Here is a 16,408-nt window from a genome sequence, read left to right on the forward strand (position 1 = left end):
GGTCACTCCGTCCGCTCCCGGCCGAGGGTGCGCAGCAGGTCCTCGTGGAACTCGAACCAGATGTTGTGCACCGAGTCGATCGTGGGCGAGGAGACGAACTCGTGCCGTCCCTCGTCGACGGACCCGATCGCGGCCTCGAACCGCCGGCCGTACAGCGCGAAGCGGGCGTCGAAGGCGGCCAGCGCCTCCAGGAGCGGGGTGAGGCGGGCGACCAGCTTCTCGAGCCGGGCGATGACCTTGTCGTCGTAGTCGGGGTCGGTGTGGTCGTTGGTGACCTTCCGCCCCCCGACGTCGATCTGCTGCCAGGACGACATCGTGGTGAGGAACTGGGCGTTGGTGGTCTCGAACCGGTCGACGAGCGCGAGGACCTCGTCGTCGGTGCGCACCGGCGCGTAGTGCTCCGCGGCGGCGGCCCGCAGCGCCGGCTCCGCCTCGTCGGTCGGCAGCGCCGCACCCCCGGCGACCACGACGAGGCCCCGCCCGGCCAGGTCCTCCAGCACCGCGTCGACACGGTCGGCGGCGACGCCGGAGGCCGCCGCGACGACCTGGGCGGTCGCCATCTTCTTCAGGGCGACGACGTCGAGGACGTCGTAGTCCGTCTTGTCCAGCACGGCTGCGGACATGGGTGTCCCTTCACGTGGCAGGGCGGCGTGGCGGGGAGCGCCACGCCGCCCGGTCCGGTCGGCTCGTCGGTGGGCCGGCCCGCGGACGGGCCGGTGCGGCGGGTCTAGAGCCAGCGTCCCTTCGAGCTGCGCAGGTCGGCCTTGTCGGAGAACGGCAGGTAACCGGCGCCGGAGAAGATCTTGCTGGGCACCGTCTCCTGGGCGAAGCCGCGCTTGGTGATCTCGTAGTAGTAGTTCGAGACCCGCTGGTCGATCTCCCACAGGTCGTAGTCGCGGCAGGCCTTCTCGTAGGTCCCCGCCTTGCGCAGGTGCGGGAGGATCATGTCGATGTAGTAGACGTACTGCCCGTTCCAGATGAGGTCGCGGCGGCACATCTTCGACGTCTTGGTGTACAGCTTCAGGGTCGCCTGCTGGACCCGGCCCAGGTGGTCGGACAGGTCGTCGACGGCGATCGGGTAGACCTCGCCCATCGGGGTGTCCCACTTCTCGCGGGCGAAGACCGCGCCGCCGATGATGGCCTCGATGTAGTTCTTCGGACGGGTGAAGGTCGTGGAGATGTCGTTGACCCGGATCTCCTCCAGGCCCATCTTCTCCGGGTCGATGATCATGGCCAGGGTGTACGCGTGCGGGAGCTTCGCGTCCTCGCTCACGTCCGACCAGTGGTAGATCTCCTCGTTCACGAACAGGTCGCGCAGGATCAGCAGGGTGCCGTCGGGGAGCTCGTAGGGCCCGGTGTCGCCCAGGCCGAGCCGGTTGTCGTAGTGGTGCAGGAAGGCCAGCAGCTCGGTGGCGGCGTTGAACTGGGTGAACGCCGCGTGCTTCGGGCTGCCGTGGTCGAGGGGCTCGATCTGCGAGGTGAGCTGCTGCAGGAAGTCCTCCTCGTGGATCCGGCAGCGGTAGCGGTCCTGGGAGTTGAGGATGTAGCCGTCCTGGCGCTTGCCCCACAGCACGCGCTGCATGAACTTGAGGATCTCGTTGGACTCGGCGACGTAGTCGTCCGGGCCGATGGCCTCCAGGGCGAGCAGGCCGCAGCGACCCATGCCGAACCCGACGGCGCCGATGCACCAGTCGTGCACGGAGTTGACCTTGGTGCCGATCTCGCGCCGCGCACTGGCCCCGATGTCCATGACACCCTGCGCACCCACCTCGTTGGTGGTCATGCGCAGGATCTCCGGCCAGCGGTAGAACTCGTGCATGAAGGCCAGGATCTCGTACTCCTGGCGGGGGATCATGCCGCTGACGCCCTCGGTGGCGCGCATGACCAGCACGTCCCAGATGTTCCAGGCCAGGTAGTTGTTCAGGTCGTTCAGCTCGTCGATGCTGAACCGGTCCCTGAGGACGTCCTCCTTGGACACCTTCTCCAGCACGCCGGACTTCGCGCGCTCCTTGAGCATCTTGTCGCCCTTGATGCCGTCGGTGACGGGCTCGAGGCCGACGAAGTTGCCGGTGTAGGTCAGGTCCTGGAACCGGAGGCCGTCGTCGCCCTCCTCGTATCGCTGCTTGTAGGTCGCCTTCTTGCCCTCGGTTGCGGTCACTGCGCTGTGCTCCTGTCCCGGTTCGTCGGCGTCGTGGAAGGGGGTCGTTGTCGGGACCGGGTCAGTCGTCGGCGACGACGCGGCCGACCTCCCCGTCGGTGCAGTCCAGGCGGACCTTGCGGCCGTCGAGGGCCGTCGCGATCTCGTCGAAGTGCGACGGGTCGGTGCTGCCGACGACGTAGCGCGAGTCGCTGCTGGTGAGGTGGGCGGTCATCACGCAGGGCGTCTGGAACTCGCGGGACAGGATCCCCAGGTGGGACTCCGGAGCACCGGACATCGTGATCACGCCGATGGCGCCCATGCTGAGCGCGGGAGCCAGGAAGGTCGTCGTGCCGCCCTGCACCAGGAGGATGTGTTCCTGCAGCTTCCCCGACTGGATCAGCGAGATGACGTCGGCCGGGGACGACAGGTACTTGATGGTTCCGCTGGGGGACTTGCCGGTGTCGAAGACGTTGTAGCCCTCGGCCAGTACCTCGGCCATGGAAGTTCCTCCTTGAACTCGGGTGGACCGGCGTCGTCCCGCGGGGCCGGCCGGTCACGGCACCTCGGCGTCGTGTGGGTCACAGTGCCGCCAATCACCACGTGCTCCGATGGAACCGACGGACAAAACTGGACGGGGAGCTTGTCCTGCGGGGACAGATCCAGATCAGCAGTGACGGGACGTCGTGCGGTACCTCCGCCCGAGTGGCGTGCCGGTGCCGCCCGCGCACCCGCGAGTCCTCCAGGACTGCGCTGTCGTCCAGCCCGCGGCGCAGGCGAAGCTCACGGTCACGATGCGCGAGTTCGCTCAGGTGCACCTCGCACCGCCGGCGGAGCGGGTCCGTGCGACCCCGGACCCCCGCGAGGCATCGGCCCTGATCCGCGAGGTCCACGAGAGGGCCGTCGAGGCCGGCGTGCTCAGGACGATGATCCCGGCCGAGCTGGGCGGAACCGCCGCCGGGGGCGTCGAGGCCGCGATCATGTGGGAGGAGCTCCGCGACAGCGGCAGGACCTACGGCCGCACGGTCATGGCGGGTCCGTGACCGGCGATCCGGGACGAGGTCGTCGCCCGCGCCGGGACCGGGTGCCGCGCGCCGAGCTGGTCAGCCCGCGACGGGCGGTCCGGGGCGCCGGGCCGGACGACCGCCAACGCCGGAACCCGAGCCCCGTCCGGTCACCCACATCAGACCCGTGACGACGACCGCGAGCCAGGCCCCGCCGAGCGTCCAGCTGGTCGCGACGTCGGTGACCCAGTGCACCCCCAGGTAGAGCCGGCTGACGCTGATCGTGAGGACCGCGGCGGCGGCGACGGCGCCGACCACGACCCGCCACCCGGTGGACCGCACCGCGCGCCCCAGGACCACCGCGATGATCCCGATGACCACGATCGCGCCGAGGGCGTGGCCGGAGGGCAGCGACAGGTCCGGCTCGACGACCAGCTGGGTCGCCACCGGCGGGCGGGTGCGGCCGTAGAGGTCCTTGAAGCTCGGTACCAGCACCGCCACACCACCGGTCGCGACGGCGACGGCCAGTGCGTCCCACCAGCGACGCGTCACCAGCAGGACGGCGACGGCCGCCGCCGCGAGCAGCAGCGTCCCGTTCGTACCCCCGTAGCGGCTGACCGCCTCCATCAGCGACGTCAGGTCCGGGGTGCGGTGGGCGATCATCCAGTCCAGCACCGGCCGGTCGGCCCCGGCGACGATGCGGTTCGGGGCGTCCTCCACCGCGTCGACGACGACGGCCTGCCCGGTGTAGAACGCCACCGCCGCACCCGATCCCCACAGCAACGGGCCGGGGACCCGGACGTCGCGACCGATCAGCGGGCCCGACGTCACCAGGCCCGCCCGGTGGGCGAACAGGACGACCGCGACGAGCAGCCATCCGAGTGTCAGGACGAGTCCCGCGGCCTGCTGTGCATCGGCGGTGTTCACCGTGCAACTGTCCCGCGCCGGTGCTGTGGCGGCGCTGAGAACGCCGGCGCGGGAGGTACGGGGACACCGACGCGACCGTCAACCGGAGCCGGCCGGCCCGGTACACGTCCGCCGGGCCCGACGAGCGGCCGCCGTCAGCGGCGGCCGCGGACGGCGAGATCCTCGGACCCGTCGGGCACCGCGGCGGCAGGGGGCTGTGACCGGTTCGCACGCTCCCCTGCGCAGGCACCGAGGTCCCGTCCGACCCGATAGCCGAACACCATGGCGGGACCGATGTTGGCTCCGTATCCGGGGTATCCGCCGCCGAACACGGACACGGCCGAGGTGCCGACGGCGTAGAGCCCCGGCACGGGCTGTGCGTCCTCGTCCAGCACCTCGTTGCGCGGGCCGACGGCGAGGCCGGCGTAGGTCCCGAGATCCCCCATCTCGATCCTGACCGCGTGGAAGGGCCCCGTCTCGATGGGGGCGAGGTTGGGGTTGGGTCGGTGGTCCATGTCGCCCTTGAAGTGGTGGAACCAGTTCGACCCCCGTCCGAAGCGCGGGTCCTCGCCGCGGGCCGCACCGGCGTTGAACTCGTCGAGTGTCCGCTGCAGGGCCTCGGCGGGCACGCCGATCCTCCCGGCGAGCCCGGCGACGGTCGGGGCGCTGTGCAGGTACCCGGCCCGGCGGAACAGCGCCTGGGGGAACGGCCAGGGCTTGGCCCAGCCGATGCCGTAGCGCCGCATCGCGGTGTCGTCGGCGACGATCCAGCCGAAGGTCCCCTCCCGGTCGGCGTCGTTGCGGATCATCTCGACGCCGAAGTCGTGGTAGGAGCTCGACTCGTTGGCGAACCTCTCGCCGTCCCGGTCGACCGCGATCAGCCCGGGCAGCCCGAACGCGCGCAGGTGCGGGAACCACCGCTTCTGCCCGCGCAGCCCGCGGAACACCGTCACGGGCCCCCAGGACGCCGGCTGGTGGGGGCGGTCGTCGACGTGCCCGCCGACCGGTCCGGCCAGCCGGACCGCGTCGCCGTCGTGGCCGAGGGTGGGTGTCGTGTGGTCCTCACCGTGCGGGTCGTGCGCGAAGTACCGGCGGCGCAGCTCGGCGTTGCCGGAGAACCCGCCGGAGGCGATGACGACCCCGAGCCGGGCGCGGACCTCGCCGGCGTGCGCGCCGGACAGCCGCACCCCGGTCACCACGCCGTCGGGGCCCCGCAGGATCTCCTGGGCGGTCGTGGAGGTCCACATCCGGATGCCGGCCTCGCGGGCGGCCGCCACCATCCGCGTCATCAGTGCGTTGCCGTTGGTGCGCAGGTGCGCGCGGCGGTACAGCAGCGTCTGCACCCAGGTCGCGGTGATCTTGCGGGCGGCGTGCCGGAAGGCGGCCGGGTCCCGGTTGGCCTTGAGGAACCGGGCGATGTCGGGGCCGACCTCGGGCATGTACCCGAAGACCGTGTAGGACTGCAGGTAGGGCTGCATCCGCAGGCGGTCCTCGCCGAGGATGCGGGCGTCGGTGGCGCCGACCGTCACCGCCCGGCCGGAGACCTTCGCGCCGGGGGCGTCCATCCGGTAGTCCGGCGCCTTCTCCGGGTAGTGGAAGCCGATCCCGGCCTCGTCGGTGAAGAAACGCATCGCCTCGGGCACGGTGTCGAGGAAGGCGCCGACGGCGGTGGCGTCGTAGGAGTCCCCGGCCAGGTGCCGGATGTAGGTCTCGGCCTCCTCGCGGGTGTCGCCCTCCCGCACGCCCTGCTCGTTGCCGGGCACCCACAGCCAGCCGCCGGAGATGGCGGTCGTGCCGCCCAGGTAGCGGTCCTTCTCGGCGACGATCACGCTGCTGCCGTCGTGCGCGGCGCGCAGGGCGGCGGCGATCCCGCCGGCGCCGGAGCCGATCACGAGCACGTCGCAGGTCCAGGTCTTCACGGTGGTCTCCTTCACGGGGGGTGGGGTGCGGGTCACAGCGCGGTGTAGCCGCCGTCGACGACGAGCTCGGCGCCGGTGGTGAAGCCGGACTCGTCGGAGGCGAGGTAGAGAACGGCGTGGGCGATCTCCTCGGGCCGTCCCTGACGCGGCAACGGGTTGCCGGCGACGAGCCGGCGGTAGTAGGCCTCCGGGCCGATCGCCGAGCGTTCCGCCGACGCCCGGCTCATCGCCGTGTCCATCGAGCCCGGGTGCAGGGAGTTCACGCGGACGCCGTGTGGCCCGTAGGTCGCGGCGTCCGCCTTGCTGAGCAGCCGGACCGCGCCCTTGGTCGCGTGGTAGAGCGGCACGTTGCTGCCGCCGGTGAGGCCGTGGATGGAGGAGAAGTTCACGATGCTCCCCCGGCCCGCGGCGACCATGTGCGGCACCACGGCGCGGGTGGTGAGCCAGACGCCCTTGACGTTGACGTCGAAGATCCGGTCGAACTCCTCGACCGTCGACTCGTGCGACGGCGCGGGGCGGCCGATGATCCCCGCCGCGTTGACGAGCACGTGCGGCGCGCCGTGTCCGGCGACGATCCCGGCGACGGCGTCGCCGACCTCGCTCTCGGAGGTGACGTCGCAGACGACGTCGGTGACGGGCAGGCCGTCCCATCCCTCGTCGTTGCGGCGGCTGTCCAGGTTCACGACGACGGCGCCGTGCCCGGCCAGCAGCCGCGCGGTGGCCCGTCCCAGGTCGCCGGTACCACCGGTCAGCACGACGGTCTTCCCGCTCATGCGCTCACTCATGGACGTCCCTCCTCGGGGCCGGTCCCTCGTCCGGGACCTCGAAGTCGACGGAGACGATCTGCTCGGCGCCCGCGCCGGAGATCGCGATCAGCGGCCGGTGGGCCGGATGGTCGGTGTAGGCGGCGACGTCGTCGAGGCCGTCGAAGTCGGCGACCACGGCGGCATCCCACGACCGGTCGGCGCCCAGCACGTCCGGCCCTGCGGACAGGCTCCGCAGTTGCGGGACCAGCGCCGGCAGCGCCCGGACCCGGTCCAGCCACTCGGTGGGGTCGAACCCGGCGCGCCACCGGAACAGCACCACGTGGCGGATCACCGGGTGGTCCCGGAGCAGCCGGCACCGGGGAGCGGCCATCCGACGTAGCCCTCGGCCAGCTCGGCCGCGGCCCGCTGCGAGGTCACGAGGTGCTCGACCGCGGCGCGCCGGCGCCGCTCGTCGAACGGGTCGGCGCCCGGCTCCGGGTGCAACGTCGTGGTCAGGTGGTAGGAGAACTGCTGGGTCCGCCACACCCGCCGGGCCGCGTCGGCGGCGTACCGGTCGACGGCCTCGTCGCGGCGATGCACGAGCAGGTCGGTCAGTGCCCCGGCCAGCAGGACCACGTCGGCGACGGCCAGGTTCAGCCCCTTCGCCCCCGTCGGGGGCACGGTGTGCGCGGCGTCCCCGGCGAGGAACACGCGGCGGTGGCGCATCGGCTCGCAGACGTAGGACCGCATCGGGATGACGTCGCGGGTGAGGACCGGCCCCTCGACGAGGGCGAACCCGTCGGCCCCGGCGACCCGGGCCTGCAGCTCGTCGAGGATGCGCGCATCCGACCAGTCCGACGTGGACTCGGCCGGATCGCACTGGAAGTACATCCGCTGCACGGTGGGCGTCCGCGAGCTGATCAGCGCGAACCCGCGCTCGGAGGAGGCGTAGACCAGCTCCTTCGCGCTCGGCGGCGCATCGAGCAGGACGCCGAACCAGGCGAACGGCAACGCCCGGAAGTGGTCGGTGCGCATCCGGTCCGGGATCGCGCCACGGACCACGCTGCGCGAACCGTCGCACCCGGCCAGCGCCTCGCAGGCCAGCTCGACGGGCACGCCGTCGGCACCGGTGAAGGTGACGACCGCACCGTCCGCGCCGGTCTCGGCCACCGTCGCCCCCGACACGCCCAGCCGGAGGTCCGTGTGGTGGTCCCGATGCCAGGCGAGCAGGTCGGTCAGCACCTCGTGCTGCGGGTAGAGCCACACCGACCGTCCGGTGTGCCCGCGCAGGTCCACCCGGTGGGTCGTGCCGTCGACCCGGAGGCCGATCCCGTCGTGCCGGGCACCGTCGACACCGATCCGCGCGCCCGCGCCGCAGGCGTCGAGCAGCTCCACGGTCCCCTGTTCCAGGATCCCCGCCCGGACGGTGCCCTCGATCTCCTCACGGGTGCGGTGGTCGACGACCACCGCGTCGATCCCCTCCCGCGCCAGCAGCATCGCCAGCACCAGGCCCGCGGGCCCGGCGCCGACGACGGCGACCCGGGTTCGCTCCTGCCTCATGAACCACTCCGTCCCTCGGCTCCGCGACGCCGGCCGTTGCCGGTCGTCGGTGCGGGTCGAGGCTCACCGCCGGGGACGGTCGGCGGGAACGCCGACTCCGTTCAATGGGAGGTCGCCGGGGACCGGGACGGCCGGTCAGAGCGAGGTGAGGTCGGCGTCGAGCCGGGGGTGGGCGCCGAGCGCCCGGGAGATCGCGCGGGCCGCGGCCAGCAGCGCGGAGATCTGGGCGGGGGCGTTGCCCGACCCGGAGGGCACGACGATGCTCAGCGCGGCCACGACGGCGTCACCGGGTCCGCGGATCGGCACGGCGACACCGGTGGCCCCGTCGGTGATGAAGGCGTCGGCCAGCACGAACCCCTGGCGCCGGGTGTCGGCGAGCAGCCGGCGCAGCGCGGTCGGGGTGGCGGGGGTGTGCGCGGTGTAGCGGGCCATGGTGCCGGTGAGGACCGCCTCCTGCTCCTCGACGGGCGCGTGGGCGAGCAGCACGATCCCCGAGGAGCAGGCGTGGACGGGCAAGCGTCCGGCGACCTGGATGATGTTGCGTGAGCCGCCCCGGGTGGAGAGCCGCTCCAGGTAGAGGACCTCCGCGCCGTCGCGGACGGCGAGCTGGGTGTGGTGGCCGATCACGGCGTGCACGTCCTCCATCACCGGCATCGCCGCCTCGCGCAGGCCGAGCGCCCGCGATCCGCGGGAGGCCAGCTCCCACAGCCGCACGCCCAGCCGCACCCGACGCGTCGCGGTGCGTTCGAGGTAGCCGAGCTCGACGAGCTCGTGCACCAGACGGTGTGCCGTCGCGACGGGCAGCTCCGCCGTGCGGGCGATGCCGGCGACGGTGCGGACGGGGTTGTCCGGGCCGAAGCTCGCGAGGATGCGGTCCACACGGGTCAGCAGTGACTCGCCGGACGGTGACCGGGCCATCGGACCATGCTGTCCCGCCCCGGGCGGCCGCTCAACCCGCTCCTCCCATTGAACGGAGTCACCGTTCAGCGCGGGGCGTCCCCTCCCGCACCCTCCTCGCAACCACCGCCGGGACCAGGCCGGGCGGTCGATGATCGAGGGAGATCACATGGCCACGACCGAACCGGGGCGCGTGCAGCCACCGACGTCCACGGGGACCGTCACCGACGGGGCGGTGAACGCCGCCGGAGCGCGCCCGCGGGAGGCCCGCCGGGCCTCCGTCGCCGCCTTCCTCGGGTGCCTCCTGGAGTACTACGACTTCTTCATCTACGGCTCGGCGGCTGCGCTGGTGTTCAACGTCGTGTTCTTCCCCGCGGGCGACCCGGCGACCGCGACCGTCCTGTCCCTGGCCACGTTCGGAGTCGCCTACGTGGCCCGCCCGCTCGGCGCGGTCGTGTTCGGGCACTTCGGGGACCGGGTGGGGCGGCGCGGCGTCCTGATCACCACGCTGCTGCTGATGGGGTTGAGCAGCGTGGCGATCGGGCTGCTCCCCTCCTACGAGACCGCGGGCGTGCTCGCACCGGTCCTGCTGGTCGTCTGTCGCCTGATCCAGGGGCTGTCCGCGGGCGGTGAGGCGGCGGGGGCGAGCACGCTCACGATGGAGTACGCACCCGAGGGCCGCCGGGCGTTCTACACCAGCTTCACGATGTCCGGCTTCGCGGCCGGGATGGTGCTCGCGACCTTGGTGTTCGTGCCCGTCGCTGCGATGCCGCGCGACCAGATGCTGTCGTGGGGCTGGCGGATCCCCTTCCTGCTCAGCGTGGTCGTCGTCGCGGTGACCTACATGATCCGGCGCCGGCTCGACGAGTCGCCCGTCTTCACCGGGACGGTCGCCGGGGACGCCGCCGACCACGGCGTGGGAGCACACGGGAACGACGACGGGCACCCCGAGCAGATGCCGCTGCTCGGTCTGGTCAGGACCCGGGGGCGGGATCTCCTGCGCGTGGTCGGCTGCTCGCTGTTCGCGGTGTTCCAGACACTGTTCGCGGTGTTCGGGCTCGCCTACGCGACCTCCGACGCCGTCGGGATGGATCGCGCGTCCGTGCTCTGGGTGACGGTGGCCGCCAACGGCGTCGCGATCGTCGCGATCCCCGCCTGGGCGCTGCTGTCGGACCGGATCGGCCGCAAGCCGGTCTGGGTGTTCGGTGCGCTCGGCTCGGCGCTCGCCACCGGCCTGTATCTCTGGGCCATCTCGACCGGCGACCTGTCGTCGGTGTTCGTCGCCGGCATCCTGCAGGGCGGGCTCGTCTACAGCGCGGTCAACGGTCTGTGGCCGGCCTTCTTCACCGAGATGTTCGACGCGCGCGTGCGCTTCACGGGTTTCGCCGTCGGCACCCAGATCGGGTTCCTCATCGCCGGGTTCGCGCCGTCGATCGCCTTCGCGATCATGGGCGAGGGGCCCACCGCGTGGGTTCCGGTCGCGCTGTTCTCGCTCGGCTGCGGAGTCGTCTCGGCGGTCGCCGCCCTGACCGCGCGGGAGACCCACCGGACGCCGGTGCTGGAACTGGGACGACGCTGAGCCCGGCCGGGCCGGTGGACGGGGCGCCGGGCCCGTCCACCGGCGACCGAGCCGGTCCCGACCTGGTCCGAGATCCGGAGCGGACTGCCGGACGGCCGTCCGGTCGTCGCTGAGGAGGCCGGGAACGGGTGGAGGCGGACGGATCGCGTACGGGACCGGCCGATCGCCGGCGCCGGGATCACGGCTGTGTCTGGTACTCCCGCGCGACGTCGACCAGCATCTGGTGCATCGCCAGCTCCGCCGGCGCCCGCAGCCGGTCCGGCCGGTGCGCCAGCAGCACCCGCCGCGACGGCGCCTCCCGTCCGAGACCGAGCACCCGCACGTCGGGACGGGGTGCGCTGACCGCCGTCCGCGGGGCCAGCGCCACCCCGACGCCGACGCTGACCATCGCCTGCGCCTCCTGGTAGTCGTTCGCCTCGAAGGCGATGCGCGGGGAGAACCCGGCGGCCCGGCAGCTGCGTTCCAGCACCTCGGCCACCGGGTGGTCGTGGGCGCGGACGATCCAGTCCTCGTCGGCCAGCTCGGCCATGGTGACGCTGCGGCGGCGGGCGAGGCGGTGGTCGTCGGCGACGACGAGGACGGTCGGGTCGTCGAGCAGCGGGGTGAGCGAGAACTGCCCTGGGTCGACCCGGTCCCAGGCGTAGTCCCAGAGCAGCGAGATCCCGACCCGGCCGCTCTCCAGCATCGCGATGAGCTCGTCGTGGCGGGCGCTGCGGACGTCGAGCCGGATGTCGGGGTACTGGCGGCGGAAGCGGCTGACGACCCGTGGCATCAGCGCGCTCGCGATCGTCGGGAACGTACCGATCGCGAGCGTCCCGCGGCGCAGCCCGGCCAGCTCGGCGAGGTCCGCCTCGGCGGCCTCGAGGCGGCGCAGCACGTGCCGGGCGTGCCCGGCGAGCACTGCGCCGGCTTCGGTGGGGAGCACCCCGCGGGCCTGGCGCTGCAGCAGCGGCTGGCCGGCCTCCTTCTCCAGCCGGCGCAGCTGCTGGGACACCGCCGACGGTGAGTAGCCGAGCTGTTCGGCGGCCGCGGTCATGGAGCCGGAGTCGAGCACCGCGGCGAGCAGTGCGAGCCGTCGGACGTCGAGCACGGGGGCCTCCGGGGGCCGGTCGGCCGCGCGAAGCGACCGATGACGAGGGATCGGTGAATCAGCGTTCTGCTGGGGGGCGTGCAGTTCTGCTTCACGCTGCCGAGCTGCGTAGTCGCGCGCCGATGCCGGTTGCCCGCCCCGTTCCAGCCTTCGTCATCCTGAAGCAGGACTTCACGAGGGTGCCACAACTCGTGATTGTGCTGCACGTCGGTCGGCGTCACCGTCGACGACGTCGCCGACCCCCGGCGGCCGCGCCGCAACCCCGGGAGCAGCCATGCGAGACATCTCCGCCACGTGGATGCGCGGTGGGACCAGCAAGTGCTGGGTCTTCGACGCCGACGACCTCCGGGTCGACGGCCGCACCGCGGACGAGGTGCTGCTCCGGCTCTACGGCAGCCCGGACCCGCGCCAGATCGACGGCGTCGGCGGCGCGACGTCCACCACCAGCAAGGCCGTGATCCTCTCCCGCAGCACCCGCCCCGGCGCGGACGTCGACTACACCTTCGCCCAGGTCGGCATCGCCGACGGCCGGGTGGACCGGACCAGCAACTGCGGGAACTGCTCCGCGGTCGTCGGGCCGTGGGCGCTGCGCCGCGGGTGGGTCGTCCCCACCGGGGACGTCACCGAGGTCCGCGTGCACAACACCAACACCGGCCAGCTGATCGTGCTGGAGGTGCCGACCCCCGGCGGGCGCGTCGTCGAGGAGGGCCACGAGCACATCCCCGGGGTCCCGACCCCCGGCGTCGGCATCCGCATGTGGTTCGTCGACCCGGCCGGTCGCACGACCGGGTCGCTGCTGCCCAGCGGGAACCCGGCCGACGTCGTGCACGGCGTGCCGGTCACCCTCGTCGACGCCGGCGCCCCGGTCGTCGTCGTCCCGGCGGCGGCCGTCGGGATCACCGGGCACGAGTCGCCCGCCGAGATCGACGCGCTGCCCGGCCTGCTGGACCGGCTGGACGTGCTCCGCCGGGCCGCGGCCGTCCGCATGGGCCTGGCCGACACCCCGCGCGACGCCGCCCGCGCCGTCCCCAAGCTGGCGCTGGTCGCCGAGGGCGCGCCGGGCCGGTCCGACGTGGCCGTCCGCATGCTGTCGATGGGGCGCACCCACCCGGCACTCGCCGTGACCGGCAGCATCGCGCTCACCCTTGCGACCCGCACCGCCGGTACCGTCCTGCACGACCTCGTCGCGACGGAGCGGGAGGACCTGCTGATCGACACCCCGGCCGGCGTGATCGCCACCGTGCACGGCAGCCGTGACGGCCTGCCCGCGGTCGCGGTCCGCCGCACCGCGCGCCGGATCGCGGACGCGCTCCTGGCCCTGCCGGAGCCCGCGACCGCCGCCACCGTCCCGACCGCCGCGGTGCACGCCGCCTGACACCGCCCCGGGACCGGCACCACCGGCCGGATCCCGCCCACACCCGGACCGCTCCGAGTCACGAAGGACAACGATGTCACCCCAACTCCTCTCCGTCCTGGTCCTGGCCGGCATGTTCGTCGTCGCGACGATGCTGCCGATCAACATCGGGATCCTCGCCTTCGTCGCCTCGTTCGTGGTCGGGACGTTCGCCCTCGGCCTCGACGAGAAGGAGATCTTCGAGGGCTTCCCGGTCTCGCTGTTCATCACCGTCGTCGGCGTCACGTACCTGTTCTCCGTGGCGAAGCTGAACGGCACCATCGACCTGCTCGTCGACGCCGGGATCCGCCTGGTGCGGGGCCGCGCGATCCTGGTGCCCTGGGTGCTGTTCGCCGTCGCCGCGGTGCTCACCGCACTCGGCACCTTCACCCCGGCCGCCGTCGCACTGCTCGTCCCGGTCGGCATGAACTTCGCGTTCAAGTACCGCATCAGCCCGCTGATGATCGGCATGATGGTCATCTGCGGCGCGCACGCCGGGGCGTTCTCCCCGATGGCTGTCTCCGGGGCGCTGGTCTTCGGGATCGTCGCCGACTCCGGCCTCGCCGTGTCCCAGGCCGTGCTGTTCTTCGCCAGCCTCGCGTTCAACGCCCTGCTCGGCGGTATCACCTACCTGCTGCTGCGCCGTCGTGGCGAGGAGAGCTTCGTCGAGCGGCCCGAACCCGCCGACGACGACGAGCTGCCCACCGGGGGCGGCGGTGTGGCGACGATGGTCCGCACGCAGCCCCGCGTCGTGACCTGGCAGCAGCGCGCCACGCTCGTCGCGCTGGTCGGCCTCGTCGTCGGCGCCCTGGCCTTCCACCTGCAGATCGGCTTCCTGGCCCTGGCCGCCGGTGCCGTCCTGGCCCTGATGGACCGCGACAACCTCGGCAAGGCGATCGACGGCATCAGCTGGCCGACGATCCTGCTGGTTGCGGGCATGGTCACCTACGTCGGTGTACTGGAGCACGCGGGCACCATCGAGTGGGTGTCCGAGGGCGCCGTGCACCTGGGCGCCCCGCTGCTGGTGGCCCTGGTCCTGTGCCTGGTCGTCGGCATCACCTCGGCTTTCGCGTCCTCGACGGCGATCCTGACCGCGGTGATCCCGATGGCGATCCCGCTGCTGCTGACCGGTTCGCTGCCCGCGGCGGGCGTGATCGCGGCGATGGCCATCTCCACCACGATCGTCGACGTGTCCCCGTTCTCCACCAACGGCGCCCTGGTGCTGGCCAACGCCCGGGGTGTGGACCGCACCCGCTTCTACCGCCAGGTCATCACCTACACCTGCGGGATCGTGGCCCTCGGCCCGCTCGCCGCGTGGGCGGTCCTGGTCCTGCCCGGGGCGTTCTGACCCCGCCGGCCAGTACCCCCGACGACGTCGGGACGGGACCCCACCCACGCGACCGGGGCGTCCCTGACCGACCTCCGTGTGCCGGTACCCGCTCCCCGCGGGTGCCGGCACACGGCCGTCCTGGGCCCGGGCTGCCTGCCCGCCGACGACGACCACGCCGTCCGCGCCCGGCTGCTGCAGGCCCCGCGGCACCGGACACCCGCGCGCCCCGCGGAGTGGGCTGTGGTGCGCATCGACCCGATGGCCGTCTGCGCTCTCCCGCCGTCGCGGACACCGACGAACAGCCCGGTCGGGGGGTCACGACGGGACGGCCCGGGACATCGATGCGGACGTCGCCGGCTTGGTCCGCGACGAGGCCGGCGACGGACCGCTGGGGACCGGCCCGCGCTCCACCGTGAGATGGGCGTCGACGCCGCAGCGAGGCCGCCCGCTCGAACGTGTGCTCCGGCCGCAGGGGCGCGGTCGCGACGCTGCGCGACCAGGTCCGGATCTCGTCCCGGAACGCGCGGGAGACGGCGGCCTCCGTCGCCCCACTGCGTTCGATCAGCCGGGTCCTGCCGTCGAAGTCCCGGAACCGGCACGTGGCGACCTGGCTGCCGGTGGTGTCGCCCGCCCGTCGGGCGACCTCGATGCTGCCGTAAGTACCCATCGGCAGCGGAGGTCGGGCCCCGCCGATCACCTGCCGCTCGATCGAACCCCGCACGGCCGGCGTTGGTGTCCGTCGGATTCGAACCTCGTGTGGACCGCAACCGCGCTGGCGCAACGCTCTGAGCTGCGACGCTGTGCGGCGGGCCGGGCTCGAACCGGCAACCTGACGGGTTATGAGTCCGCTGCTCTGACCAATTGAGCTACCGCCGCGGCGAGCCGGAGAGTACCGGAGCCAGGACACCCCGCACCTGCGTCACCCCGGTCCTCCGCCAGGGCCGGAGGGGACCCGGCCTAGGCTGCGACGCCATGCGGCTCGGTTACCTCACGCACGTCACCGGTGACGATCCGTCACGCGCCTACCGCGAGACGATCCGGTTGGCGGAGCGGGCCGAGGAGCTCGGATACGACTCGTTCTGGGTGGCCCAGCACCACGACGGGCATCTCGGTGGGCGGCTGCCGTCGCCGCTGGTCCTGCTGGCCGCGGTCGCCGAACGCACCCGGCTGATCAGGCTGGGGACGGCCGTCGTCGCGCTGCCGCTGGAGGACCCGCGCCGCCTCGCCGAGGACGCCGGCGTGCTGGACGCGCTCTCCGGCGGACGCCTGGAGCTCGGCATCGGCGCGGGTGCCGACCCCGACGCGGCACGACGCTTCGGGCGTCACCACGACGACCGGCACCGTGACACCGTCGCCGCGCTGGACGTCCTGCTGGAGATGCTGCCGCCCGCGCTCGCCGCGCAGCGGGTGTGGTGGGCGACGGCGACGCCGTCGTCCGTGGACGCCGCCGCGGCCCGCGGGGTGGGGGTGCTGTCGGGCAGGCCGCCGTCGTCGGACGGCGACGTCGTGTCCGAGCTGGCCCGGTACTGGACCTACGCCCGCGGGGTCCCGCGCGTCGCGCTGTCCCGGCCGCTGCCGGCGGGCCACTCGACCGGCCGGATCATCGACGAGCTGCTGGCCGACCCCGCCCTCCCGTGGGCGGGCGAGATCGTCGTGCAGGCCCAGCCGTCGACCGTGCGCGCCGACGTGCACGACGAGGTGATGGAGCGGACCGCGCGCTTCGTGCGACCGTTCCTCGGGGTGGCGGGGCCGGCGCACGGGCCCGCGGTCGTCGAGGAGGTCGACACCGACGACGACCTCACGCCCGCGATGCGGCCGCGGCCGGTGGTGCGCCCGCACCGGTGACC

The 16,408-nt window shown here is 73.0% G+C and carries 15 protein-coding genes and 1 tRNA gene; 5 read left to right on the forward strand and 11 right to left on the reverse strand.

Annotation, left to right across the window (positions count from 1 at the left end):
• Positions 1-2: 2 nt before the first annotated feature.
• From ND486_RS13080 to ND486_RS13090, 3 genes are all read right to left on the reverse strand, one after another.
• The gene (locus ND486_RS13080; protein ID WP_251784577.1) at positions 3-623 is read right to left on the reverse strand and encodes a hypothetical protein; all 621 of its coding nucleotides are present in this window, start codon (positions 621-623) and stop codon (positions 3-5) included.
• 104 nt (positions 624-727) lie between these two features.
• A complete protein-coding gene (locus tag ND486_RS13085; protein WP_251784578.1) occupies positions 728-2,158 on the reverse strand; it encodes a hypothetical protein in 1,431 nt (476 codons plus the stop codon).
• Positions 2,159-2,219: 61 nt separating this feature from the next.
• Complete coding sequence (locus ND486_RS13090; protein WP_178375381.1) at positions 2,220-2,639, reverse strand: PEP-utilizing enzyme; 420 nt, start codon at positions 2,637-2,639, stop codon at positions 2,220-2,222.
• Positions 2,640-2,853: 214 nt separating this feature from the next.
• Here ND486_RS13090 and ND486_RS13095 point away from each other — a divergent pair, with 214 nt between their 5' ends.
• Entirely contained in the window at positions 2,854-3,180 is a 327-nt protein-coding gene (locus tag ND486_RS13095; protein ID WP_308215850.1) for an acyl-CoA dehydrogenase family protein, read from the forward strand.
• A gap of 60 nt (positions 3,181-3,240) precedes the next feature.
• Here the strand turns inward: ND486_RS13095 and ND486_RS29745 are convergent, their stop codons facing one another.
• From ND486_RS29745 to ND486_RS13125, 6 genes are all read right to left on the reverse strand, one after another.
• Positions 3,241-4,068, reverse strand: coding sequence for a phosphatase PAP2 family protein (locus tag ND486_RS29745; protein ID WP_251784580.1), 828 nt, complete (start codon positions 4,066-4,068; stop codon positions 3,241-3,243).
• Positions 4,069-4,202: 134 nt separating this feature from the next.
• Positions 4,203-5,966: an FAD-dependent oxidoreductase gene (locus ND486_RS13105; protein WP_251784581.1), complete on the reverse strand. Its 1,764-nt coding sequence runs from the start codon at positions 5,964-5,966 to the stop codon at positions 4,203-4,205.
• A gap of 32 nt (positions 5,967-5,998) precedes the next feature.
• Entirely contained in the window at positions 5,999-6,751 is a 753-nt protein-coding gene (locus ND486_RS13110; protein ID WP_251784582.1) for an SDR family NAD(P)-dependent oxidoreductase, read from the reverse strand.
• Entirely contained in the window at positions 6,744-7,064 is a 321-nt protein-coding gene (locus tag ND486_RS13115; RefSeq protein WP_251784583.1) for a Dabb family protein, read from the reverse strand. The genes ND486_RS13110 and ND486_RS13115 overlap by 8 nt, the downstream gene beginning before the upstream one ends.
• A complete protein-coding gene (locus tag ND486_RS13120) occupies positions 7,061-8,272 on the reverse strand; it encodes a 4-hydroxybenzoate 3-monooxygenase (RefSeq protein WP_251784584.1) in 1,212 nt (403 codons plus the stop codon). Before ND486_RS13120 ends, ND486_RS13115 begins: the two co-directional genes overlap by 4 nt.
• A gap of 135 nt (positions 8,273-8,407) precedes the next feature.
• Entirely contained in the window at positions 8,408-9,190 is a 783-nt protein-coding gene (locus tag ND486_RS13125) for an IclR family transcriptional regulator (protein WP_251784585.1), read from the reverse strand.
• A gap of 148 nt (positions 9,191-9,338) precedes the next feature.
• On the opposite strand from ND486_RS13125, the gene ND486_RS13130 reads away from it, so the two are divergent.
• Complete coding sequence (locus tag ND486_RS13130) at positions 9,339-10,748, forward strand: MFS transporter (protein WP_251784586.1); 1,410 nt, start codon at positions 9,339-9,341, stop codon at positions 10,746-10,748.
• Positions 10,749-10,926: 178 nt separating this feature from the next.
• Here the strand turns inward: ND486_RS13130 and ND486_RS13135 are convergent, their stop codons facing one another.
• Positions 10,927-11,838 carry a LysR family transcriptional regulator gene (locus ND486_RS13135; RefSeq protein WP_179760449.1) on the reverse strand — a complete coding sequence of 304 codons (912 nt, stop codon included), beginning with the start codon at positions 11,836-11,838 and terminating at the stop codon, positions 10,927-10,929.
• A 274-nt stretch (positions 11,839-12,112) separates the two neighbouring features.
• On the opposite strand from ND486_RS13135, the gene ND486_RS13140 reads away from it, so the two are divergent.
• Together ND486_RS13140 and ND486_RS13145 are read left to right on the forward strand one after the other, a co-directional pair.
• Positions 12,113-13,213 (forward strand): PrpF domain-containing protein, encoded by a 1,101-nt coding sequence (locus tag ND486_RS13140; protein WP_208825844.1) that lies wholly within the window; start codon positions 12,113-12,115, stop codon positions 13,211-13,213.
• Between the two features lie 73 nt (positions 13,214-13,286).
• Positions 13,287-14,579, forward strand: a complete 1,293-nt coding sequence (locus ND486_RS13145) for an SLC13 family permease (RefSeq protein ID WP_208825846.1) — start codon at positions 13,287-13,289, stop codon at positions 14,577-14,579.
• A gap of 783 nt (positions 14,580-15,362) precedes the next feature.
• On the opposite strand, the gene ND486_RS13150 is transcribed toward ND486_RS13145, so the two are convergent.
• Positions 15,363-15,437: transfer RNA gene (locus ND486_RS13150), tRNA-Ile, on the reverse strand.
• 96 nt (positions 15,438-15,533) lie between these two features.
• Between ND486_RS13150 and ND486_RS13155 the strand changes: the two genes are divergently transcribed.
• Positions 15,534-16,406, forward strand: coding sequence for an LLM class flavin-dependent oxidoreductase (locus ND486_RS13155; protein ID WP_251784587.1), 873 nt, complete (start codon positions 15,534-15,536; stop codon positions 16,404-16,406).
• Positions 16,407-16,408: the final 2 nt, after the last annotated feature.

The sequence above is a fragment of the Pseudonocardia sp. DR1-2 genome (assembly GCF_023717215.1).
Classification (GTDB): Bacteria; Actinomycetota; Actinomycetes; order Mycobacteriales; family Pseudonocardiaceae; genus Pseudonocardia; species Pseudonocardia alni.